General features: G+C 42.9%; 25 protein-coding genes. 12 read left to right on the top strand and 13 right to left on the bottom strand.

Annotation, left to right across the window (positions count from 1 at the left end):
* Window positions 1-64 precede the first annotated feature (64 nt).
* From R2I63_RS03110 to ptsP, 4 genes are read left to right on the top strand one after another with little or no spacing between them, the layout of a single operon-like run.
* A complete protein-coding gene (locus R2I63_RS03110) occupies window positions 65-838 on the top strand; it encodes an SMI1/KNR4 family protein (protein ID WP_316358727.1) in 774 nt (257 codons plus the stop codon).
* Window positions 835-1,779, top strand: a complete 945-nt coding sequence (gene hprK / locus R2I63_RS03105; protein ID WP_316358724.1) for an HPr(Ser) kinase/phosphatase — start codon at window positions 835-837, stop codon at window positions 1,777-1,779. Before R2I63_RS03110 ends, hprK begins: the two co-directional genes overlap by 4 nt.
* Window positions 1,769-2,047: an HPr family phosphocarrier protein gene (locus R2I63_RS03100; protein WP_316358721.1), complete on the top strand. Its 279-nt coding sequence runs from the start codon at window positions 1,769-1,771 to the stop codon at window positions 2,045-2,047. The genes hprK and R2I63_RS03100 overlap by 11 nt, the downstream gene beginning before the upstream one ends.
* A complete protein-coding gene (gene ptsP, locus R2I63_RS03095) occupies window positions 2,048-3,817 on the top strand; it encodes a phosphoenolpyruvate--protein phosphotransferase (protein ID WP_316358719.1) in 1,770 nt (589 codons plus the stop codon).
* A 99-nt stretch (window positions 3,818-3,916) separates the two neighbouring features.
* Here the strand turns inward: ptsP and R2I63_RS03090 are convergent, their stop codons facing one another.
* Entirely contained in the window at window positions 3,917-4,231 is a 315-nt protein-coding gene (locus R2I63_RS03090; RefSeq protein ID WP_316358717.1) for a YbaB/EbfC family nucleoid-associated protein, read from the bottom strand.
* 72 nt (window positions 4,232-4,303) lie between these two features.
* The gene (dnaX, locus tag R2I63_RS03085; protein WP_316358715.1) at window positions 4,304-5,731 is read right to left on the bottom strand and encodes a DNA polymerase III subunit gamma/tau; all 1,428 of its coding nucleotides are present in this window, start codon (window positions 5,729-5,731) and stop codon (window positions 4,304-4,306) included.
* Between the two features lie 73 nt (window positions 5,732-5,804).
* Between dnaX and R2I63_RS03080 the strand changes: the two genes are divergently transcribed.
* The 3 genes from R2I63_RS03080 (at window position 5,805) to R2I63_RS03070 (ending at window position 8,869) form a co-directional block, all read left to right on the top strand.
* On the top strand, window positions 5,805-7,919 hold the full coding sequence (locus R2I63_RS03080; protein ID WP_316358713.1) for an HD family phosphohydrolase: 2,115 nt from the start codon (window positions 5,805-5,807) through the stop codon (window positions 7,917-7,919).
* A gap of 124 nt (window positions 7,920-8,043) precedes the next feature.
* Window positions 8,044-8,412: an IS630 transposase-related protein gene (locus R2I63_RS03075; protein ID WP_316358712.1), complete on the top strand. Its 369-nt coding sequence runs from the start codon at window positions 8,044-8,046 to the stop codon at window positions 8,410-8,412.
* Entirely contained in the window at window positions 8,336-8,869 is a 534-nt protein-coding gene (locus R2I63_RS03070; protein ID WP_316359723.1) for an IS630 family transposase, read from the top strand. Before R2I63_RS03075 ends, R2I63_RS03070 begins: the two co-directional genes overlap by 77 nt.
* Before the next feature lie 169 nt (window positions 8,870-9,038).
* Here R2I63_RS03070 and asnS read toward each other — a convergent pair whose 3' ends face one another.
* Genes asnS through rpsD form a run of 3 tightly spaced genes read right to left on the bottom strand, consistent with a single transcriptional unit; the run spans window position 9,039 to window position 11,889 of the window.
* Window positions 9,039-10,445, bottom strand: coding sequence for an asparagine--tRNA ligase (gene asnS, locus R2I63_RS03065; protein WP_316358711.1), 1,407 nt, complete (start codon window positions 10,443-10,445; stop codon window positions 9,039-9,041).
* A complete protein-coding gene (locus R2I63_RS03060; RefSeq protein WP_316358709.1) occupies window positions 10,396-11,265 on the bottom strand; it encodes a deoxyribonuclease IV in 870 nt (289 codons plus the stop codon). The genes asnS and R2I63_RS03060 overlap by 50 nt, the downstream gene beginning before the upstream one ends.
* A 3-nt stretch (window positions 11,266-11,268) precedes the next feature.
* Complete coding sequence (rpsD, locus tag R2I63_RS03055; RefSeq protein ID WP_316358706.1) at window positions 11,269-11,889, bottom strand: 30S ribosomal protein S4; 621 nt, start codon at window positions 11,887-11,889, stop codon at window positions 11,269-11,271.
* Between the two features lie 141 nt (window positions 11,890-12,030).
* Between rpsD and R2I63_RS03050 the strand changes: the two genes are divergently transcribed.
* The 3 genes from R2I63_RS03050 to trhO all read left to right on the top strand — a co-directional run bounded on the left by R2I63_RS03050 (window position 12,031) and on the right by trhO (window position 14,087).
* Window positions 12,031-12,306 (top strand): hypothetical protein, encoded by a 276-nt coding sequence (locus R2I63_RS03050; RefSeq protein ID WP_316358704.1) that lies wholly within the window; start codon window positions 12,031-12,033, stop codon window positions 12,304-12,306.
* A gap of 250 nt (window positions 12,307-12,556) precedes the next feature.
* On the top strand, window positions 12,557-13,054 hold the full coding sequence (locus R2I63_RS03045) for an RING finger domain-containing protein (protein ID WP_316358702.1): 498 nt from the start codon (window positions 12,557-12,559) through the stop codon (window positions 13,052-13,054).
* 52 nt (window positions 13,055-13,106) lie between these two features.
* Window positions 13,107-14,087 carry an oxygen-dependent tRNA uridine(34) hydroxylase TrhO gene (gene trhO, locus R2I63_RS03040; protein WP_316358700.1) on the top strand — a complete coding sequence of 327 codons (981 nt, stop codon included), beginning with the start codon at window positions 13,107-13,109 and terminating at the stop codon, window positions 14,085-14,087.
* Here trhO and R2I63_RS03035 read toward each other — a convergent pair.
* On the bottom strand, window positions 14,047-14,265 hold the full coding sequence (locus tag R2I63_RS03035) for a hypothetical protein (protein WP_316358697.1): 219 nt from the start codon (window positions 14,263-14,265) through the stop codon (window positions 14,047-14,049). The two genes, trhO and R2I63_RS03035, sit on opposite strands and share 41 nt — an antisense overlap.
* Before the next feature lie 22 nt (window positions 14,266-14,287).
* Between R2I63_RS03035 and R2I63_RS03030 the strand changes: the two genes are divergently transcribed.
* The gene (locus R2I63_RS03030) at window positions 14,288-14,443 is read left to right on the top strand and encodes a hypothetical protein (RefSeq protein ID WP_316358695.1); all 156 of its coding nucleotides are present in this window, start codon (window positions 14,288-14,290) and stop codon (window positions 14,441-14,443) included.
* 6 nt (window positions 14,444-14,449) lie between these two features.
* On the opposite strand, the gene R2I63_RS03025 is transcribed toward R2I63_RS03030, so the two are convergent.
* From R2I63_RS03025 to R2I63_RS03000, 6 genes are all read right to left on the bottom strand, one after another.
* A complete protein-coding gene (locus R2I63_RS03025) occupies window positions 14,450-14,950 on the bottom strand; it encodes a methylated-DNA--[protein]-cysteine S-methyltransferase (RefSeq protein ID WP_316358692.1) in 501 nt (166 codons plus the stop codon).
* The gene (locus R2I63_RS03020) at window positions 14,931-15,932 is read right to left on the bottom strand and encodes a toxin-antitoxin system YwqK family antitoxin (protein ID WP_316358689.1); all 1,002 of its coding nucleotides are present in this window, start codon (window positions 15,930-15,932) and stop codon (window positions 14,931-14,933) included. The genes R2I63_RS03025 and R2I63_RS03020 overlap by 20 nt, the downstream gene beginning before the upstream one ends.
* Before the next feature lie 95 nt (window positions 15,933-16,027).
* On the bottom strand, window positions 16,028-18,082 hold the full coding sequence (locus R2I63_RS03015; RefSeq protein ID WP_316358687.1) for a S46 family peptidase: 2,055 nt from the start codon (window positions 18,080-18,082) through the stop codon (window positions 16,028-16,030).
* 2 nt (window positions 18,083-18,084) lie between these two features.
* Window positions 18,085-20,442: a phenylalanine--tRNA ligase subunit beta gene (gene pheT / locus R2I63_RS03010; RefSeq protein WP_316358685.1), complete on the bottom strand. Its 2,358-nt coding sequence runs from the start codon at window positions 20,440-20,442 to the stop codon at window positions 18,085-18,087.
* Between the two features lie 467 nt (window positions 20,443-20,909).
* On the bottom strand, window positions 20,910-21,143 hold the full coding sequence (locus R2I63_RS03005; protein WP_316358682.1) for a hypothetical protein: 234 nt from the start codon (window positions 21,141-21,143) through the stop codon (window positions 20,910-20,912).
* Window positions 21,144-21,145: 2 nt separating this feature from the next.
* Entirely contained in the window at window positions 21,146-21,334 is a 189-nt protein-coding gene (locus R2I63_RS03000; protein WP_316358680.1) for a hypothetical protein, read from the bottom strand.
* Between the two features lie 57 nt (window positions 21,335-21,391).
* Between R2I63_RS03000 and R2I63_RS02995 the strand changes: the two genes are divergently transcribed.
* A complete protein-coding gene (locus R2I63_RS02995) occupies window positions 21,392-22,528 on the top strand; it encodes a LysM peptidoglycan-binding domain-containing protein (protein WP_316358678.1) in 1,137 nt (378 codons plus the stop codon).
* Here the strand turns inward: R2I63_RS02995 and R2I63_RS02990 are convergent.
* Window positions 22,482-22,889: a hypothetical protein gene (locus R2I63_RS02990; RefSeq protein WP_316358671.1), complete on the bottom strand. Its 408-nt coding sequence runs from the start codon at window positions 22,887-22,889 to the stop codon at window positions 22,482-22,484. The two genes, R2I63_RS02995 and R2I63_RS02990, sit on opposite strands and share 47 nt — an antisense overlap.
* Window positions 22,890-22,906 lie beyond the last annotated feature (17 nt).

Genomic DNA, 22,906 nt, shown 5'->3' with positions numbered 1-22,906 from the left:
AGTCCCCCTTATTTATATATGTACATCATCGTTGCAAAAAAGTGTAAAACCTTTTTAAACTGTCTTGTTTAGAGAAGAGCATGGGCATATGCAAGATCAGATCGTTAAGTACTTTGAAAATGAAGAGGTGGTTTATTTAAGTGAGTCGCCTGATCTTACATGGGAACAGGTTCACAAAAAGTTTCCTCGATTGACTAAGGGGTGGCATGAGCTTTGTCATCTTTCTCCAACTGTTCGATTGGAGTTTCTTAGAGATTATTGGGTGAACGCCCTTCCGTATTCCCCACAACTTTACGCATTTGTTGACCGGTTTTTTGCGAAGGTCGATGAGATTGGAATGGTGGCAGCGAAGGGGGGAATCTTTCTAACCTACAGCATGAAAGAGAGTAAAACTTTCTTTTTAGGTGGGCCTCCTCTCCTAGATAAGGAAATTGAAGGAGCTATACGTAGGCTCGATTTTTCTTTCCCTGAAGATTTTCGCCAGTTTTTTCGCATTCACAACTGTTTTTTTAAGGGGGGAGATACGGGAATTTTTTCTATAGGGGTTCTTTTAGAAGAGGCTGAGAGGTTTATATCTTTAGAGCAGCCTTTAAAGATGGGGAACCAAACGATCTCAAGCGCGTCTCTTCTTCCCTTTTATCGCTCTTTCGGGTTAGATGTGTATCAATGCTTTTATCAGGATTGGTATCCCGATGGGGGGGTAGGGAATGTTCTCTGCTCCTTAGGAGAAGGGACAATCTCTGATTATTGCACAAAAGACAAGGAACGAGAGTCTTTGGCTTTTCCTTCCTTTATTGAATGGCTGATGTTTTATATGGAGGACGTTGACGTCCAATGAAGCTCACAGTGCAAGATCTTTATGACCTATATGGGAATAGTCTAGAGTTTGAGACAACCAAGTCTCAAGCGGGGATGGACCATCCAATAAAGGTTGCTCATGTTCAGCGTCCAGGGCTTTCTTTGGCTGGGTACTGCATGCGAAAGAAGGATAATCGCATTCTAATCTTTGGAAGGATGGAACTTTCCTATCTTAGAGACTTAAATCCTAAAGTTCGGGAGAATCGCTTGCGTCAAGTGATCACCTCTTCAAACCCAGCTGTCATCGTCTCAAGAGGGCTGACACCTCCTCGCGATTTAGTGAAACATTGCCAGCAGGTGGGGATTCCTCTTTTTCGAACGCCCCTTCAATCAATGGCATTGATGTCAAAACTTACGGTGATCTTGTCTGATGCTTTTTCTCCAATTGAGAGTGTTCATGGAACTCTTATTGAGGCTTATGGGATTGGAGTGCTCATTCGGGGGGACTCTTCTGTGGGGAAGAGCGAAGCGGCATTAGGGCTTATTGAACGGGGGCACCGACTCATATCGGATGATGTCGTCCTTTTAAAAGGAAAAGAAGAAAGACGTCTCATTGGGTCTGGTCCAAACCTTAATAAGCATTTATTGGAACTAAGAGGAATCGGAATTGTCAATGTTGCGCACCTTTTTGGAGCGGTATCTGTAAGGGGTGAAGTTCCTGTTGACATGGTCATTCATTTAGAAGATTGGGATGAAACTCACTACTATGACCGAGTGGGACTTGAGGAACGTTTTACGGAATTTTTGGGTATCAAAGTTCCTCTTTATCTCAACCCTGTTAAACCAGGGAGAGATATTGTTTTGCTTATAGAGACGACAATCTTAAATCATCGTCTCAAAGAGATGGGATACCATTCAGCAAAAGAATTTAATCAGAAACTTTTAGAAGAAATAGCGAGAAAAAGGCACGTTGGAAGATAAAGTTGAGGCGACTACAAAAGTAAAGAACAAGCTGGGCCTTCATGTGCGCCCGGCAACTCAGATTGCAAAAATTTTACAAAAGCGCAAGGCGAAAGTTACATTGACTTATAAGGGACAGTCGGTCAATGCTCGCAGCATTATGAGTATCATGATTCTAGCAGCACCTAAAAATGCACAACTGAAAATAGAGGTTGAAGGAAGCGACGCTCGCTTAACCCTTGAAGAGCTTCTGTCTGCATTTACTAAAAAATTCGGGGAGGATGGGTAGATGTCCGATCTCTTGGAAGAGATGATTCTTAATGGGGCTCCTATCAGCGGAGGGATTGCGATTGGAGAGCTATTTTTTCTAGAGACTTTGCTAGAAGAGATTGTTCCTGAATTTTCCATTCCAACCACTGAAGTTGAAAAAGAAATTGGACGCTATCGGCGTGCTGTTTTGTCGAGTCGAGAAGACCTCCATGATTTGCAACGGTTTTTAGCGAAGGAAGGCTCTACTGAAGCGGTTTCTATTATCGATACCCACATTCAAATGCTTGAAGATCCATTCATGACAACATTTATGGAAAAGAAAATCCGTCAAAGGATGAAGAATACCGAGACGGTGTTCCGTTCAGTCATGATTGATTATGAAAAAGAGTTTTCTAAGGTCAAAGACAGCTTTTTTAAACAACGTCTGCTTGATGTCAAAGATTTATCTCAACGTATTCTTCGGAATCTTCATCCTCGTAAAACATTGCTAACAGAGGAAATTCCTGAAAACTCAGTGATCTTTACTAAAGAACTTATTCCATCAAGCGCAGCTGAGGCCTCGAAAGGACAGGTCAAAGGATTCATTACGGAAATAGGGGGGGCGACCTCTCACGCAGCACTGATTGCTAAGTCTAAGGGAATTCCTTACGTTGCAAATATTTCTATAGACACCCTTTATCCTCGTAAGGGCGCTGACGTGATCATTGATGGAAAGACTGGAATTGTTATTGTGAATCCGAATGAAGTAACTTTAGAAAGGTATCAAAAAGATTTCGAAGATAATCTTCAGAAAAAAGGTTTGGAAATTGATGAAGGAACCGATGGAACCGTTACTAAGGATGGAGTCAAGGTAGATCTATTGGCGAATATTGAGAATCTTTCAGATCTCGATCTCCTCATCTCCTATAATGCCGAAGGGATCGGGCTTTTTCGCTCAGAGTTTCTCTTTTTTGGAAAGGAGCTCCAGAACTTTGCAGAAGAGGATCAGTTTATTCTCTATCAAAAGGTGATGAATAAAGCACGAGGTATGCCTGTGATCTTTCGCACATTTGATGTTGGAGGGGATAAGGGGAATGTGAATCAATACGATGCTGAACCTAATCCAGCACTTGGATGTCGAGGCATTCGTTTCCTTCTACGAAACAGAGAAATTTTTGTTCATCAACTTAGAGCTCTTCTCCGTGTGAGTCCCGATGGGGATCTCCGTATTCTTCTTCCTATGATTTCTGATGTGGGAGAGCTTCTCCAGGCAAAAGAGTTGATTCAGGAAGCTGCTCTTGAGCTTCGCTCAGAGGGGCATGAAATTGCTGATGAAATCCCTATTGGTTGTATGATCGAAGTCCCATCAGCGGTATTGATGTGTGATCATATTGCGCGGGAGTGTGATTTTCTCTCCATTGGAACAAATGACCTCATCCAGTATACACTTGCTGCGGATCGAGCCACTCAAGAGGTTCACCCCTTTTATAAACCCTCTCATCCGAGCATTCTCCGGATGATTAAAAGAATCATTGAAGAGGCTGACAAGGCGAACATTCCTGTGAGTCTTTGTGGTGAAATGGCCTCCGATCCTTTAATGGCTCCCCTTCTACTTGGGTTGGGTGTGAGAAAACTATCGTGTGCTTCTCGATTCATTCCAAGGCTCAGAAAAATGGTAACGGAGCTCTCACTTCCGAAAGTTGAGAAAGTTACCGAAGAGGTTCTCCGTCTTGAAAACGCTGATGTGATCGAAACCGTTCTCAAAGAGACTTTTGGTTCAATGCTAACAGATGATGAAGTCTGTTCATAACTAAGTAGAATGATCTAGACCAAACCTAAAATGACTCGGAAACCTCGATAAGAGGCGCCGGGTTACCATAAAATATTTGTTGATAGGTGTAATAATTCTTTAAAATCCGAATGGGAGATTTCCCATTCCGAGTCCTTCCATTCCGTTTCCTGGAGAGTTCTCTTCAATCTTTTTGACAGCATCATTGAAGGCAACAATGATAAGGTCTTGGAGGCCTTCCACATCTTCAGGGTCGACGCATTCAGGGTTGATAGAAAGTTTTTTAACCTCTTTCTCTCCAGAGAGGGTGATTTCAACAAGGCCGTTTCCTGCAGTGCCTGTGACTTCGAGTTTCTGCATATCTTCCTGCATTTGAGCAAGTTGGTCTTGGAATTGTTTTGCTTGCTTCTTCATTTTTGAAAAACCGCTGCCCATCGGAACACCTCAAATAATTGTTAATTTATCAGAAATATACCAGAGAAAGGTCTTCGGTTCAATCTTAAAGCACTATATTGGTTTGAGAGAACCATTGAGCTCGATGCTGGCGAAGCGCATCACCTGTTCATGTTTAATTTTTTGTTGAATATTAGCCTTTGGGGCTGTGGGAACGGCTAGTACTGGAGATGGTTTTTTTGGGGTAGCCGCTGGCAGTGTTTCGGGGAAGAAGGGAAGTTCTTCAACTGGCGCTGTTTCTTGGGCTGTAGGCGGGGCCTTTTCTTCAGTGGGCTTAGGTGGTGGTTCGTCTTTGATTGGTTTTGTGACTGGTTCTGGTATTGGTTTCTGAGGAGGAGTCTCTCTTAATGCTGGGGTGGGGACTTGGTTCTTAAGATTTTCGAGGCGTTCAACAAGTGATTCTAGGGGAATCTTTTGGCTTCCTCTGATGATATGGAGAAGGGCAACTTCAAGATGGATGCGTTTAAAAGGAGTGCGCTGAGCCTTTTCTAAAGCATCGATGAGATAGTCGAGGATTTCCAAGGTGTGGTGTTTGGTATAGGATTTTGCCGACGCAGTATATTCTGCGTGGAGAGGCTTGTCACCCATTTGGGTAAGAGCGATTGTGCGGAAATGGTTAGTGAGGCTTTCGAAAAAGTGCTGAAGATGACATCCTGTTTGATAAATTGTTTCACTAAGGGAGAAGGCGGCGCCAAAGTCTCGATGTTTAACTGCTTCGTCTAGTTTGAAAAAGAGATCTGTTGAAACAATGCCTAGGTTTTTAATTGCATGTTCAAGGGTGATTGGGGGCTCTTCATAGCAAAGGAGTTGGTCCAAAAGGGATTCTGCATCGCGCAAGGACCCTTCAGCGTGTGAGGCAATAAGATTTAGGGCATCGGGCTCAACAACAACCTCAAGCTGTTTAACGATTGAAGAGAGCTTAGAGTGGATTTTTTCGGGGGTAATGCGGCGGAGATCGAATCGTTGACATCGACTGAGAATAGTGGGGAGTACCTTGTGGGGCTCTGTGGTGGCAAAGAAGAAGATCACATGAGAAGGGGGCTCTTCAAGGGTTTTTAAAAGGGCGTTAAAAGCTTCTTTGGTGAGCATGTGGACTTCATCGATGATATAAATTTTGTAGTGGCCATTTGCTGCGGCATAACCCACAGTTTCATTTAGATTGCGGATATCATCGATTCCGCGGTTGGAGGCGCCATCGATTTCAATGACATCGAGGGAGTGTCCCGAAGTGATTTCATTGCAAGAGGAGCAGATGTTACAGGGATCACTTTCAGGAGTCAGGTTTTCACAATTCATAGCCTTTGCAAAGATGCGGGCTAGGGTTGTTTTACCAGTACCTCTAGTGCCACAAAAGAGATAGGCGTGTCCGACCTTTTCCAAGCGGATTGCGTTTTTTATAGTTTGTACAATTGCTTCTTGCTCGAAAACCTCAGAAAATTTTTGAGGACGAAACTTTTTTGCAATGACTTGATATGATGACATGTTGTAACCTCTTGGTATGATTTTGCTGCGCTGGTGGTTAAAAAGCAAGTGTGGTAGGTTGAAGTTAGAACATATGGCTGAGGAATCGAAAGAAAAACCTAAGTGGCAGCGCTACTTACAAGAAGGTAACTTAGGAAAACGCCTCCTCATCGGGATGGTTGTTCTTCTCTGTTTAGCAGTATTCATACACTTCAAGGAAGTGCGTGTGGATATGCTTGAACTTGATTCCAATGCAAAAAATTATATTGTTGCCCAGGTAGATTTTGAGTTTCCTGATGAAGAAGGAACGGTCATTTTGCGGCAAGAGTCAGCGCGCGATATCGGTGCCATCTATCGGATTGATCCAAAAGCCATTGAAAAGAGGCGGTATCAGTTTGAAAATTTCCTCATTCATGATCAGCGGTGGAGGAGCCTTCTTCTTAAAACGACTTTTGAGGATCTCTATCAGGGGGCCGATGAGGTAAAAAGTACTCTACAAAATCTTCGATTTACCGATGTCAGAACTCTCAATCGCTTAAAGTCACTTAATCTATTAACCCCAGAATATTCCCCCCTCCCTTCCTCCTTTGATGGAAATTCTGCAAAGCTCCCAGAGGTTTTTTGGGAAGGGCTCCAAAGCAAACTCGTAAAGCATAAGCATCAAGGACCTGAGATCACGTATGTTCTCAGTTATTTTCAAGGTATTGATTGGATTTTTGATAAAGATACAGCAGCTCAACGTTCTCTTAGGCGCCTTGTTGAAGCAACAGTTCCTGAACGGATGAGTCAGATCAAAGCAGGAAATCGAATTATTGATCAGGGGGAACAAGTTTCTCAGAGACAAGTGGCAATGCTGCAAGCGATGAAAAAAACAATTGCTGAAAACCAGAAAATATGGGAGCCGCTTCCTTTAATCAGTAGCCTGATGTTTGCCACGATTATCGTCCTTATTGGAGGGTATTATTTTCGGCATAGTCATCAGAATTTTGTTCGAAATATCTACAAACTGTTCCTTTATGCAACGATCATTATCTTGACTCTGATTGTGGCAAAGGTGACTGACTACTTTCTTTTGCGTGATATGAGTAGCCTATTAGATGTGGTTCGCTACCCTTTATTTGTTCCTTTTGCAGCTATATTGATCTGTGTGCTTCTTAACGCTGAAATTGCTCTTTTCTCTACTTGTTTTTTAACAGTGATCCTCGGGCTCTCTCTTGCTGTTGACCATAGCCGCTTCATTGTCATTAATCTCATTACAGGGATCATTGCGATTCAAGCTTCAAGGAATCTGAGGAAACGGAAGGAAGTCTTTGTTGTGTGTGGAAAGGTGTGGCTTAGTTGTATCCCCATCTTTTTTGTATACAATTTTTCCCAGGACATGTTCTGGAATATGTACATTGTTTCCGATCTCGTTAGTACATTTGCCTTCTCAATCCTCACTTCGATTTTAGTGGTGGGACTTCTCCCGATTCTAGAGTCGATTTTTCATGTTATGACCGATATCACTCTGATGGAATATATGGATCCCAATAACGAGCTTCTTCGTCGCTTGAGTGTGGAGGCTCCGGGAACTTATCAACATTGCCTTGTTGTTGGAAGTATTTCAGAAGCCGCGGCTCAATCTATTGGAGCCAATGGTCTGTTTTGCCGGGTCTCAACCCTTTATCATGATATTGGAAAGCTATTTAATCCCCATTATTTTACTGAGAACCAAATGGGTGGATTTAACATTCATCAACTTCTGACTCCCCAAGAGTCTGCTCAAGTGATCATTGCTCATGTTATTGAGGGAGAAGCCCTCGGTCGTAAGCATGGTATTCCTCAATCTTTTATAGACGTTATTCGAGAGCACCATGGGAACACCCTGGTCTACTACTTCTATTGCAAGCAGGTTGAGCAAATGGGAGGGGACACCGAGGCTGTTGATGAGACCCAATTCCGCTATCCAGGTCCCAAGCCTCGTACTAAGGAGTCTGCAATTATTATGATGGCGGATACCGTTGAGGCGGCTTCTCGCTCCCTTGAGGAGGTTAATGAGGATACCATTGCTGAACTCGTTAATCGCCTTATCGGCGAGAAACAGGAGGATGGGCAATTTGACGAGTGCCAGCTCACCTTTGAAGAGTTTCAAACTGTTAAACATACTATGATCAATAACTTAGCAGTTGCTCGCCATCTTCGTATTCGCTATCCAGCAAGGCAAGTCTAATATAATCAACACATTGTGATTTAGTATAATTATTATATAGTTTATTTTAATTTAGTGGTTTATGATTTATATTCCAAAATATGTTATATAGCTAAAAATTTTTATTTTAGTTATCATCTTTTGGATGACATATTCGCTAGATTTTAGAAAAAAAGTTCTGTCAATTCGAAGCAAAGAAAAATTAAGCTTTGCCCAAGTAGCAAAACGCTTTGGAGTAAGTGTAAATAGTGTGTTTCTCTGGTCTAAGAGGTTAGAGCCGAGGCGCACTAAAATCAGACCTGCAATAAAGATTGATAGAGAGATCTTGATGGAGGATATCAAGAAATACCCTGATGCCTTCAACTATGAACGAGCACATCGTCTCAAAGTAAGCACTTCAGGCATTCGGTGTGCCATGAAGAGGTTAAGAATTAGCTATAAAAAAAACTCTCAACCATCCCAAGGCCTGCGAAACAAAAAGACAAATCTTTCAAGGAAAAATCGCAGAATATAAACGTTTGGGAAAGCCAATTGTATATATTGATGAAAGCGGGTTTGCCCATGATATGCCCCGCACCCACGGTTACTCCAAAATAGGACAGCGATGTTTTGGCACTCATGATTGGGGAGCAAAAGGGAGAACAAATGCAATAGGGGCATTACTTGGAACAAGCCTCCTTACACTTGCGTTATTCGAGTGCAATATTAATACAGACGCCTTTTCCATTTGGGCAGAGGAGGACTTGCTACCGAAACTTCCCTCTGAAAGTATTCTGGTTATGGATAATGCTTCATTCCATAAAAGCAAATCTATGCAAGAGAAGATCCAGGCTGCAGGCCATACCTTGGAATATCTTCCTCCCTATTCTCCTGATCTAAACCCTATTGAACACAAGTGGGCACAGGCAAAGTCTAAGCGAAGAAAATATCAATGTGGAATAGACGAACTTTTCAAGGAGCACTGCCTATAACTAATTTAAGTCACTTTAGCTATATTACTTAGCACCTATGGGGTTTGAAGTCCTTCAAAGATTCCGGCTTGTGTCTTTATAAGACTTTTTGCAAAAAAATTGTCTAGAATCTTCCGTTTTTTTTCTAACGCTGGGCTATTTGCTAAAATTCCTAGGAACTTGATGATGCCTAGAAGTCGCAGCTGCCAGGAATACGTGGAAAGGCAATCGCATCCCGGATGTTGTCGACACCAGTCGTGAATTGGACGAGGCGTTCGAAGCCTAGGCCAAAACCGCCGTGTGGAACCGATCCGTACTTGCGGAGATCGAGATACCATTTATAGGTTTCGATGTCGAGGTCATGCTTTTCAAACTTGGATTTCAAAAGGTCGTAGCGTTCTTCCCTCTGGGAACCTCCGATAATTTCACCTACTTTAGGAACGAGTACATCAAGAGCAGCTACAGTTTTTCCGTCATTATTTTCTCTCATATAGAAAGCTTTAATCTCTTTAGGGTAGTCGGTCAAGATGACTGGTGCTTTGCAATGTTCTTCAGCAATATAGCGCTCATGTTCTGATTGAAGATCACTTCCCCATTTTACAGGGTATTCAAAAGAGCGTCCTGATTTTTCAAGAATCTCAACTGCCTTGGTGTAAGTCAGGCGAGTAAAAGGAGCATTTTTAACATGTGTTAAACGGTCAATAAGCCCCTTTTCGATGAACTGATTAAAGAACTGCAAATCTTCTTCGCAGTTTTCAAGGATATCACCCACAAGTGCTTTGAGATACTCTTCAGCAAGGTCTGCGATCATAGGAAGATCTGCAAAAGCAAGTTCTGGCTCGATCATCCAAAACTCAGCCAAATGACGAGAGGTATGAGAGTTTTCGGCGCGGAATGTTGGCCCAAATGTGTAGATATCTGAAAGGGCTGTTGCATAGGCTTCTCCATTGAGTTGCCCAGATACCGTAAGAAAGGCTGGTTGTGAGAAAAAATCTTTCGAGTAGTCGATCTTTCCTTCTTTTGTTTTAGGAGGATTATCAAGGTTGAGTGTGGTCACTTGGAACATTTCTCCAGCTCCTTCGCAGTCACTCCCGGTGATGATAGGAGACTGAAGGTAAACATATCCCTTTTCTTGGAAAAAGCGGTGGGTAGCGTATGCCAAACGGCTTCGAACGCGTGCTACAGCGCCTTGTGTGTTAGTTCTAGGACGCAGGTGAGCAATAGTGCGGAGAAAGTCAAAAGAATGACGTTTTTTCTGAAGAGGATAGTCATTTGGGCAGATTCCGATCAGCTTCACCTCCTTTGCCTGCATCTCATATTTTTGTTTATTTCCAGGGCTTTTCACAATCTCTCCAGAAACAGCGACAGCTGCTCCAGTTGAGAGATTTTCAATCATGTCTAGCTGAGCAATCACTTGGAAGTTTGAAAAGGAAGATCCATCCGTCAGCTCAATAAATGCAAAGGTTTTTTGATCGCGGAGGGTGCGAATCCATCCACAAATAACAACCGTTTGCCCAATGATCGACTCATCAGCATTTAGAATAGATTTAATTTTCTTTCGAGACGTAAGCGAAGGAGCGTAGCATTGCGATTTCATCTTTCCACATCAACTCACCGTTAGGGGTTTCTAAATATTTTGGGATCGACTGGAGTTTTGGATGGGTCATCATGACTTCAAAACATTGTATTCCAATCTCACCTTTGCCAAGATTTGCATGGCGATCTTTTCTTGATCCAAGGCCGTGCTGAGAGTCGTTTACGTGGAAGGCATAGAGATGCTCCCACCCAATCACACGGTCAAATTCTTCAATGACATTTTCCCATCCTGCTTCATCACGGATGTCATATCCTCCAGCAAAAATGTGGCAGGTATCAATACAGACACCAATAGGGATTTTACCTTTGACGCGGCTGATAATATAGTCGAGGTGTTCAAACCGGTGCCCCATTGTTGTTCCTTGACCAGCTGTGGCTTCAATGAGGAGGCGAAGGGATCGGTTTTCTAGGAGAGGTTCAAGGACCAGGAGGCTTTCAACAATCCGATCAAGGCAATTCTCATCGGTATCTCCAGTTGCGGCTCCAGGATGGAAATTCATGTAAGTGAGGCCAAGTTCTAAGCATCTTTCAATTTCTTCTTGAAAAGCTCTGCGGCTTTTTGCAAGGAGTTCAGTTTTATTCGATCCTAGATTAATGAGGTAGCTGTCGTGGCTCATGATATCAGTGATTTCAGAACCTCTTAACGTCTCATTCCAGAGAGCTAGATCTTCTTCAGAAAACTTCCGACCGTTCCATTGCTTTTGGTTGCTTGTAAAAAATTGAATTGTGGTGGCACCAATATCTCTCCCTCTTAGAAGGGCATTGTGCACACCTCCTGCTGTAGAGGTGTGTGCACCAATGAGTAACTTTTCGCTTTCCACTACTTAGTGGGTGTGTGCCAAGAATTCGCACACGAGGGAAATGTTAATGGGAAGAGGTAGGACAATTTGATCCGCTTCAGGAGTCGAAAGGAGTTGTCCTGAAAAGCTTTTTTCATCTAAAGAAAGATAATCAGGAACTATACGAGAAGAGTTCTCGATGCTTTCTTTAAGTCCTTTCATGTTTCGGGATTTTTCTCTTATTGAAATTGTCATTCCAGGCTTCACTTCAAATGAGCGGATATCCACTTTCTTTCCGTTAACTTGGACGTGGCCGTGAGCCACAAGCTGTTGTGCTTGGAAAATAGTAGAACCAAATTTCAGCTTATAAACGATATTATCAAGACGACATTCCAATCGTTGAAGAAGAAGATGAGCAGCGTTACCCTCTTTCTTGACAGATTCATGGAAATAGCGGAGGACTTGCTTATCGGTAAGCATTCCATAAACGGCTTTCAACTTTTGTTTCTCTTCAAGCTGGATTCCATAATCAGATTTTTTTCTCCGTTTTGCGCCATGCATTCCAGGAGGATTTGGTTTGTGTAGAAGGGGGTTGCGTAAGCGTCCAAAGATGTTAACTCCAAAACGCCTGGCGATTCGGTTCTTAGGTCCAGTATAGCGTGACATTCATATCTCCTTGTAATCAAGACTAACCATCCTACCGAAGTGCATTAATTTTTACAAGCACTAGAATGGAGTGATTTCTTAATCAACTTAAAATAAGTCAGTTAAAAACTAGTAAAATAATATTTCAAATGGGGTAGAATTATGAGTCACAAAACAAAGTGGAAAGCACTCGCTTTTGAGTCTGAGCTCATCGCAAAAGATGTTTTAAGTAAGAACTTTCTCTCAGAGGAACTCTACCAATCTTATACTACTCAAGTCCTGCGTTTGGAAGCGGAAGTGAGCAAGATAAATACTCAAAATTGCGCCCCCATTCGAAAAAACTTGGAAGTGATTGAAACTCGATTGCGTGTTCTCAATCCTGAGCATCGCATACAAACAAATTTTGAATTTTTCACTCGGAAAATCTATCACTTTTAAGGCTGTCTTGAACTTTTCGAAGAAAGTTTAGGGGTGTTTGAAGAGGAATATTCTAATCTTTCTATACAGTATGTGAAGTGCTCAGCAATTGAAAAAGAAATTGCACTTATCGAAGCTCAGCTTCAAGATACTGTCAATCAAAGAGAAGCTCTCCTAGCTTAATACTGGTTAGATAATCGCTCCTCTAACTGATTGAAAACATCCCCGAATTCCTGTGCAATTTCTCGGAAAAACCAACGAGAGATTTTCCATGGAAGCTGTTTATCAAAATAGAATTAAAACTTGTTCTTATTGTATCGAGCCTCTTGCTCAGGTCAGATCTGATGGTCCAAGATATACAGTTACTGAGGGTGGGGACGATATTATTGGTTCGAAGATTTGTTTTCATCTTTTCCATGAAGAATGTATTCGCGCTTGGGTTGAGGCAGGAAGATCTTGCCCAAACTGTAGAGATGAAGAATTTTCTAGAAATATCGTTCATTTCGATGGTTTTACTGCCAAATACGAAACCTATCTCAACGCTATAGAGGGTACGGAGCCCAAGCCTGCAGCAAACGCCCGTCTTCACCGTTTTTCAAGAACGCGGGGAGGTTTAATGCGTCGGATCGGGCTGTTGATCATTGTCTCTGTTGCTTTCTATGTGATTTTTAAAGTAGCACCTTATATCTATGGAAAACTGAAAAAACCCGAGCCTCCACCTAAGGAAGGCAAGGCAAGGTGCTTGATATCAATCCCTCCAAGGGCTTAGTGGGGTCACCCTTCTTGCAAAAATTTCCTAAATAGGGCACAATGGGTGCGTTATGGAAGAGAATTATCTTGTACTTGCATTTTACGCGCTTACCCAGATTGAAGAGCCTCACCGCGAGGTAAAGCGGTGGAAACGGTTTTTGGAATCGATAGATGCTATGGGAAGAATCTACATCAATGAAGATGGGGTTAATTCTCAGATGAGCATCGCGCACGCAGACTCTTCAAAGTTTTATGAGTGGCTTCTAAATGATTATCCTGGCACAGAGATCAAAGTGCATCAGTATTCTGAGCATGCCTTTCCAAAAGTGACAGTTAAGTATCGCGAGCAGCTTGCTGCAATGGATCGCGATTTTGATTTGTCTCAAGGGGGCGAGCATGTTTCAAGTGAAAGATGGGCTAAAATGGTTGAAGAGCGCGATGAAGATACTGTCATCCTCGATGTCCGCAACGATTACGAGTGGGATGTGGGTCACTTTGAAGGGACTGAAAGACCCGAGCTTAAAACGTTTAGAGAATTCCCCAAGCTTGCTGAGGATTTAGCGAAGACGCGCGATCTAAAGAAGACCAAAGTGATGATGTATTGCACTGGTGGGATCCGCTGCGAACTTTACTCTTGCCTTATGAAGGATGAAGGGTTTAAAAATGTCTATCAGCTGGATGGTGGAGTCATTAAATATGGCCTTGAGCAGGGAAATAAGCAATGGAAGGGAAATCTATTCGTTTTTGACGATCGTTTAGTAGTTCCTATCTCTGATAAGGAAAAGAATGAGGTTATTAGTGAATGCCTTCATTGCAAGGCGAAGATTGATACGTATTACAACTGTGCGAATATGGATTGTAACGATCTCTTTTTGAGTTGTCTCAAGTGTGCTGAAAAGATGAAAGGATGCTGCTCAGAAGAGTGCATTGACGCTCCGAGGCGTCGTCCCTTTGAGCTAACAGAAGACCCCAAGCCATTCCGCAAACTTCCCTTTGAAGAGAAGCAGGCTCTTACTCCGACGGATGTTGCTTCTTGTCAATCAGCTCAATAGCTGCTGCCTTTAAAGTTTTAAGTCCCTCTTCAAACCCCACCTCCACAAGGAGTTGGTCTAGATAACGCATTTCTGCCTGAAGCTGGTCACACATCGATTCTAGCTTTGCAATTTTCTTCAACAGCTGATCCTGATCCATATTCTTTTTCCCTCCACTTTCTTCTGTTGAAAGAACCATGCCAATGTGGTACTAAAAAGATATGGAACGTGCGATTTCTCTACTCTTTCGTCTGATGAGCGCTTCTTGGATTCTTATGGGAGCAAGTGGTTGCGAAAAAAAGGAAAAAGTTTTAGATCCCTTTGTCTTAGAAGAGTTTGATTTCGAAGAGGAACGGATTTTTTCTCAAGATTTATAACTCACCTTAATCACAAAGAGTGAGTTCGTAAGCGAGAAGAGTTTTTTTTACCCTTAAATCATAAGCAAACCCCCCAATAGCCCCATCTCCTTGAATGACCCTGTGGCAGGGAATGACAAGTGGATAGGAGTTTTTGTTGCATACATTGCCAATAGCCCTGGCACCCTTTGCGCACCCCACGCGGGAAGCTATTTCCCCATAGCTTGCAACGTCTCCTATTTCAATGGAAGCAATAGCCTTTAATCCCTTTCGGGTAAAGGGGGTAAGGGAGGAGAGGATGAGGGGAAGGGGAGGTCCTTTTTTTCGCTTGGAGTAAGCGTCCATCCAGGCAAAGATTTCTTCCTTGAGACCTTCTCCATCAATGGAACAGCTAAACTCTTCAGCTAGAGCAAGTCGAATACGGGATACTTTTGAGTCTTGGAGTATAAATTGGGCGTGAATTGGAGGTCCAAGGGCCCAACGACGTTGGACCCCTGAATCTATTGATCTAGTCTCTCTTAAGAGCACGGTCGTTCATGATTGCGATGTTCTCTTCAATTTCGCTCAGCTCGCGATACCGCTCTTTACTAACCGCTTGGTTATTATAAAAGTAACATGTGCGAGACATTCCATCAAAGAAGACGATTGAAGGACCATGTTTTTGCCCATCCATCCATTCTGTTTCTTCTACAACGGTCTCTCCATCAACGAAGTGACGTTCCATTCCATGTTTTCTGCCATCCTTATATTGGAGCTCGAGATAGCGGCAGCCGTTCTGGTAATATGTAGCGACGCCATCAAGTACGTTTTTCTTGTAAGGTTCAACAGAAATAGGCTCTCCAGTTGGAGCAAAAACTTTTTTCTCCCCGTGAATAAGCCCACCAGAAAGAGGGATCACAGTATGGGGAATTCCATGGGTGTGAAATGTTTCCCGAAGGACAGGGAAACCTGCTTCAATGGTCTCTTTTGCAACAATATTCTCGTGTTGATCACGTATGATACATACTCCAGAGCCCTTGACAACGCGGTGTTCTGTCTCATTTCTTTCATTAAAGTATTCGCCCTCAAGAAGTTCATGATTATGGTACTCTTCCACACTTAGAGGGGTTCCCTTTTGAAACCATCGTGTCACTTTTGTATGGGAGGGTGAGAAGAACACTTGCTCCTTCTGAGGAATGCTTCGGATGTCATAAGAGGTTTTCTTTACCAGATTTCCTCTTTCATAAACGTTAAGGGATTCAAAAGTATTTGAGTGAGGGAATGTATAAGTAGTTGGTCCGTTAAGAATGCCATCTTCATAGGACGACGTAACAGTTACGCCATTTCTAAGTGTCGTGACGACTTGACCGGGATAGGTTGCACCCTCCCATTCTTCTTTTGAAACATCATAACCATATTTATGAATGTATCTCTTGGACACTACATTTTCATCTTGATCTTTGCTAGAGTTCTGACAGCCAAAAATAAACAGTCCAGATAGCGCGATAATTAGGGGGGAAAGTCTTTTCATAGTTGACCTCATTAAATATTGTTTTTTCTGATCATACCATTTCCCGAAATAAAATCACGCATTCTTTATGGGGCCCGTTGGAAAAACAGGAGAGCTCACCGATTTTGGCTACTGCGGATCTCGCTTACTAGAGCTTTGGCGTTGTAAATATGCTCCAAAGTATGGAGGATTGCTTCAGAATGAACACTGACGGCTCTCCCTTGGTTTTGGTCGAATTCAAAATCCCAAGTCAGAGATTGCATATTCCCGTCAAAGATGAGTCCAACAATTTCGCGTTGCGCGTTGATAACGGGACTGCCAGAGTTTCCTCCAATAATATCGTGTGTCGAGGCAAAATTAAATGGGGTGTCTTCATTCACAAAACCTTGCTTTGTTTGCCAGCTTGTTGGCAATGCATAGGGAGCTTGATAATGATTTTTGATTGCTTTGTGGTAGGCCTCACCGAGCGTTGTTGTTGGAGAGATATACCCTGTTTCTTCGTGATAACCCATCATTTTTCCCACAGATAGGCGGAGGGTGAACGTTGCATCTGGATACATGGACTCTCCAAAATGCTCGAAAAGCACTCCCGCGATCTTGGCATAACTTTCACTTTTGGCGGCATCGAGACCATAAGTCATTTTTTCTCTCAATTCTCGAGCAAAGGGGTCAAGAGCGCGTGCTAAGCAAATTAGAGAATCGTCGCAGTCTGCTAGGGTCTCAGGATTTTGAAACAACTCTCTTCGATAGCCAAGGTTAAAGAGTCGCGTTCCATTTATCAACTCATCGACTTTGTTTTCAACAGACTTTCCTGTAAGAGCGGCTTGAGTAGCAGGATGATTTTCACCAAGAATTTCTACGAATCGACTGAGCCCATGAGTAAGTAGTTCTCTTTCAAACTCAATATAAACAGGCTCAACTGTCAACAGAGATAGCTCTAAAGTTGGGAGCTCGCTATCGATATATTCTTTAAGTCTTAATTCATTGGATTTTGATCTTTCTTCTGCGTGGCGAAGGAGATGCCTTGCCCAAGTGAACATTTTTGAAAAGTTCGAGGCTTTCCCTTCAAGGTAAAAATGCTCTGCAAAATAACTTTTTGCGCACTCCAAAGAAGAAGATAAATCCTTCCAGGGTCTTTGTCCTTCCTCGGATAATTTTGAAAGAATCGTTGCTTCACTGTCGGACTTATTTAGGATAATTGTTTTCTCATTTAATCCTTTAGCTAAAGCAGAATAAGCTTTAAGTACATTGCTGTAGCGCGACTTTTCCTGAGCAGCTACTCGCGTACTTTCTTCGCTTTTTTTTGCAAAGTTATTGAGACACTGGATTCTTCCCTGAATGAATTCTAGCAAAAACGGAAAGGCATAGTCTCGGTAAAAACAGAGGTGGTCTTTTGTAAAGAGGCGCTCGGTTCTTCCAGGATGTCCCAGTACAAACAGGGGTTCTCCAATCTTTGGGCCAGATGCGCTCCATCTGAAGTAATCTTTGTTTTGCAGGGGCTGTCCATTGTCGTAGATACGGAAAAATGCAACGTCTAGGTCATGGCTTGGAAACTCAAAGTTTTCAATATCTCCTCCAAAAAATGCGATATTTTCTTCGGGCGCCATTACAAGACGGATGTCTGTAAAACGTTTATAGAGGTATAGGTGATATCGTGCGCCCTGATATAGGGTGACAATTTCAGGTTGAAGATGGGTCTCTATCTGTGCATTTTCTTTTATCTTTGCGATTGCTCCTTTTCGAGCCTCTTCCCTTTCTTCAAGGGACATTTCAGAGGCAATTTGAGCGTTAACTTTTGAGGTTACATCTCGAATCGAGATGAGTTGATCCATGTAGGCGTTTGGACACTTGAGCTCTGACCCAAGACTCTCGGCATAAAATCCTTCTTTCATCAGATCGGTATCTTCAGTTGAAAAATCATAGATTGCCTTTGATCCTACGTGATGATTCGTCATCACAAGGCCATTTGGAGAAACAAAAGATGCTGATCCGCCAAAGCTCACACGTAGACAAGACTGTTGTGCGTGGGTCGCCCACTCCTCGTCTAAGTCTTCACCATAGCTTTCATAGATTTGCTTTTGAGGGATTTGATTTAGAGGCCACATCCCCTCATCGGAAAAACAGTGGCTTGTTAGAGCGACTGCGATAAGAAAAGCAAAGACAGATTTCATGTCTAGTTCCTTTGGATATGCGTGATCAGCCGCTCATGTTCCTTGTCAACCTGGGACTGCTCAATTGTTTTTCGATCATCACGATAAATAAAGCGGAAAGTGATGTTCTTTTTACCTTTCCCCAGTTTTTCGCTTTCGTAGACATCAAGGAGCATGGATTCTTTTAGGAGCTTCGAGCGGAAACTTTGAATTGATTCGAAAACAGTTCCAAGAGGAACCTCTCGATCAAGAGTTACAGTCCAATCACGATTACTCCCCGGAAATTGGGGCAATAAGGTCATTTTTCTGTCTTTTTTTAACGAGGCCATCCACTCATGAAGATCGATCTGAGCAAAGAAAACCCTTTCTTCTATGTCGAGGCGTTTTAATCGCTCAGGGTGAACCTCCCCCATAACACCTAGCCGAGAGCCATTCAGCTCAATGCTTGCTTGTTTCCCAGGGTGAAAACTCTTAAAGTGAGCTTTTTCGTAAGCCCCTCCTTCGATGATATTTTCAAGAATGCCTTTTAGATCGAAAAAATCAGTCTCTTCTGCTTTTTGCTCCCAATGATAAGGACGTCTTTTCCCTACACAAAGAATCCCAGCCATTAAACGTTCTCGATAATGGTCTCCGTCTTTAAAGTGGATCTTTCCAATCTCGAAAGCGTGAATGTCTCGGGTTTTCCGGTCGAAGTTATGTTTCACAGCTTGAAGCATTCCAGGGAGAAGAGACATTCTCAAGATGGATTGGTCGACAGAGCTTGGTTTCAAAACCTTGATTTCTTCCTTCTCTCCCAATTGTTTTTCTAGGCAAAGTTCGGTGAGCTCTGGGCTAATGAGATCACAGGTTAAAAATTCCTGGAGCCCCGCTTCAATGAGTTTTTCTCGCACCTTTTTTTCGATAAGATAGATCGCAGCATGTGGGAGAGGAGAATTTACAACGCGTGCTTCTCGCTTCTTGATATTGTTATAACCAAAAATACGGGCGACTTCTTCAATTAGGTCGATTTCTCCGTGGATATCATTGCGGTAAGAAGGAACGGTCACGTGAAGGGTGTCACCCTCTCCTTTGACCTCCATTTCGAGGCGCTTGAGAAAGGATTCTACTTCGCTCAAGCTGAGCTTTGTTCCCAAAATCTGATTGGTTCTATTAAGCCGGACTTTAATTTTTTTCCGCTTTTTCTCTTTCCCGATAACATCGACTCTTCCCTGTTGTACTACGCCACCTCCGAGCTCTGCAATGAGCTCTGCAGCACGGTCGAGCGCAATGGGGACCATTTCAAAGTCGACGCCTCTTTCAAAACGTGCCGAAGATTCACTTCGAAGGTTCAGCGCTTTGCTTCCTCTTCTGACAGCAGAAGGGTCGAAAAAGGCTGATTCCAAGATGATATCAGTTGTCCCATCCTCAACTTCTGAGTTAGCCCCTCCCATGACTCCAGCAACGGCAATGGGGCCCTTGTCGTCATGAATCATCAAAGTATTTTCAGGGATTTTTCGCTTTTCCCCATCCAGCGTTTCGAAGGAAATAGACTGAGTTGTTGATTGAACGGAGATTTTTTGTCCCCGCACCTTTTTTCCATCAAAGGCATGGAGCGGTTGTCCGAGCTCTAACATCACGTAGTTTGTGACGTCTACAATGTTATTAATGCTTCGAACGCCAGCATTCTCTAGTCGGCTTTTCATCCAATCAGGAGAAGGACCAACACGAATTCCTCGGATTTCTCGGGCGCAGTAACGCCTGCAATTTTCTAAGTCTTCAATGGAGACAGAGACGCCTGTTTTTTCGCTCCCTTCATTTACCACTACGTTTGGTCGCTTTGCTTTCTGGTCAAGGAGCGCTGCCACATCTCGTCCCATTCCAAGCATGCTCATGCAATGGCCCAAGTTAGGGGTTAGAGAGATTTCAAAAATCACATCACCGAATAGTTCAGAAATTTCAACCCCTAAAGGAGCATCCTCTCCGAGTCTAAGGATTCCGCTGTCATTTTCGGATAGCCCTAGTTCGCTCTCTGCGCACAACATTCCAAATGACTCGACATTGCGCAACTTTGAGCGCTTAATCTTAAAAGTTTTTCCTTCCTCACCCTCAAGTGTGGCTCCCACCGTTGCAAGAGCTACTTTCATTCCGGCTGAACATTTTGGATCCCCACACACGACTTGCACCGTTTCGCTTCCATCAAAAACCTGAGCAACAGTTAGCTTGTCAGCGTTAGGGTGGGGAGCCGTTTCCTTGACTTCAGCAACCACTACACCCTTAAAGCAGAAGGGGGTTGCCTCGACCTTATCGACTTCAAGTCCTGCCAGTGTCAAGACATTGGAAAGAGCTTTCTCACTCAAATCTAACTCGACAAACTCTTTTAACCAGGAGAGGGGGACACGCATAATACATCCAAAATTTTATTTTACACCATTTAGGAAGGATAAGGTGGTGAATTGACCTTGATCTTTTCAGTTAAAGTTCTGCCTTCGATCTCATTAACCAATAAGAGGTTAATATCGATCTTCAAGCCCAATTTCCCCGTGAAAATCTCTGTGTCAATTCTGCACTTTATTTTTCCGAAACGGTATTAGTCCTACAGAGTACAACAATTCCTCCTATTGGATCAATCCCTACTCCAGATAGAGACAATCTTCTTTCCAAAATAATTTCTAAAGGCTATTGCAGAGCGCTCTAGGGTCCCGATTGTGGAGCTCTTCTTGGAAACTTACGTACGAGAAAAAGGGAAAGCACTCTTATCCTAGTCGCTTTTTTTGTGCATTTCCTCTAAATCTAAGGTATGGATAAAAAAACTGAGAAACAAAAAGGACAGACTAGGCGTAAGCTTCTTAAATTGGTGATGGAGATCTTCTCAGGAAGGAGAGCATCCATATTTTTTTTCAATATTTGTTCTTACGAGCTCAATAAACTCAATAAGATGCTTTGTTTTGCTTACTAAATTTGAATGGGTATCAAAGAACGTCACTATAGCTTCGGCATTGCCCGTTTCTAGGCACTCCATAAAATAGTCGATGTCGTATTGTTTTGAGAATGATGATGAAAATGGCAACAGTAGTAAGAGCATTGAAAAGCCAAGCTTTCTCATGGTCACAATCCCTTAAAAATGACAAATATTCCAAAGATACAGAGTCCAAAGAGTAGGGCAAGCTTCCACTTTTGCTCCTTTTTCCAGGTCTTTTTAATTTGTAAACCCAGAATCGCAAACCCACCACCACCACCAACACATTTTATCAGAATTGTCAGGAGATTTGAAAAGTACTGACTTAACGATTCCATAGGCACCTCACTTTTGAAGATGCAGTCAACAAAATTAAATTTTTGTTGTAAAGAACGATGGGGTTACTTGATTTTATTTTGCTTTTGATTCAAGGGGTGGGTTACTATTGCCGCATGCGTTATAGCTATTTGGAACAGGTTCTTTCAAAGCGATCGAGGATATTAATTCATGCACTCATTATTAGTGGAACGCTTAACCTAGCGCTTATTGCTACTTTTGTTACTTTAGTAATTAAGGAGCGAAAGAGGGTCGTGGTGCCTGTTGCGCAGGTGAGTGAGCGAGTAAAAGAGGTGCAGCTCAAAAACGAAGAGGTTCTGCGAGAGTTTGCTTCGATGACTTACGACACTTTAGTACGCGAGCTTTATGATGAAACACATGTTGAAGAGGGGCAGCGGCGGTGCGACCTCGCTTTAGCTGCCCTAACCCGTTATCATGATTTTGACGTTAAAAGGGCTTTTGTAGGATTTCCAGTGGAGCAGCGGAAGGTTGTTTTTGGTGAGGAATCAATGGTGCTGTTTTCTGGAATGAGAGCTGAAAGGCTTGAGGGAGTTCGTTTGTTTGCGCGGAGAGAAGTTTGGCCACTCACCCCAAGGGGACTCTTTAATCAGATTCAAAATAGAGAAGAAATTCCGGAGAGCTTGAGGGAGTCTTTTATTTTAACGAATGAATTTTTTGAGATCAAACGAGCGATAGGTCGTCTCCCTTACGCAATTTCGGATGAGACGCTTTTTAACCTTGTGACTGCAGGGGATTGGGAATCGGTAGAGACTTTTTCAAGTAAGGATCTTGTGTCTTTTTTAGTCCCTCGGATGGAAAAAGGCTCAAAACTCGCTGCTTATTTGATGGTTCTTGAAGAAAGAGACTATGCTCTAAAGAGTTTAGATGATGGTCAAATGGAAAAGCTGCTAGCTCTTCTGACTGAAAAGACTCCTGCGATCGAATCCTTTTTAAAAGAGGTAGGAGACGGAATCCGGGCAGACCACGTTAAAGAACTTGCTGGCAAGCCTCTTGAAAACCCTCCGCGTCAATATACGGTGCAGGCAGGGGATAGCCTTTGGAAGATCTCTCGGATGTTCGATGTAAAAGTAGAAATCATTCAAGAGATGAATGGGCTGGATTCAGAGAGTCTCAAGCCAGATATTGAACTTACTTTGCCCGCTGATACCGCGCCATCCCCACTCCACTCAGAATAAGCAGTACGCCTCCTCCAATAATTAGCCCCTGTGTTCCGATGGTCTCCAATAGGTTTGTCGATAGCCCGATAAGAGCAAAAGAGATAGCAACAGTTGCTCCAAAAATCCCCATGACCCAACTTTGTTCCTCTTTTGTGGCGGCATTAGAAAACGTGGTCATAAGCATTGGATAGGCAATGATGTCAAAAAGGGATATGGGAAAGGCTAGGATCCAAGAAAGGGCTTCATATTGATTGGCCCCACCCCAAAGTTGAAAACCTCCAGTAAGGATCAAAGCTAAGATTGCTATGCGGGAAACGTTCCATTTTTTCAGAGCGAGAGGGCTGATTACCAAGGTTTCAAAAGCAAAGTAGAGCCCCATAAATCCTGTAAAGAGCC

This window comes from Candidatus Neptunochlamydia sp. REUL1 (assembly GCF_963457595.1).
In the GTDB taxonomy this organism is placed as follows: Bacteria; Chlamydiota; Chlamydiia; order Chlamydiales; family Simkaniaceae; genus Neptunichlamydia.
Note: the sequence above shows the minus strand (reverse complement) of the source record. Positions and strands in the feature narration are given on the sequence as shown.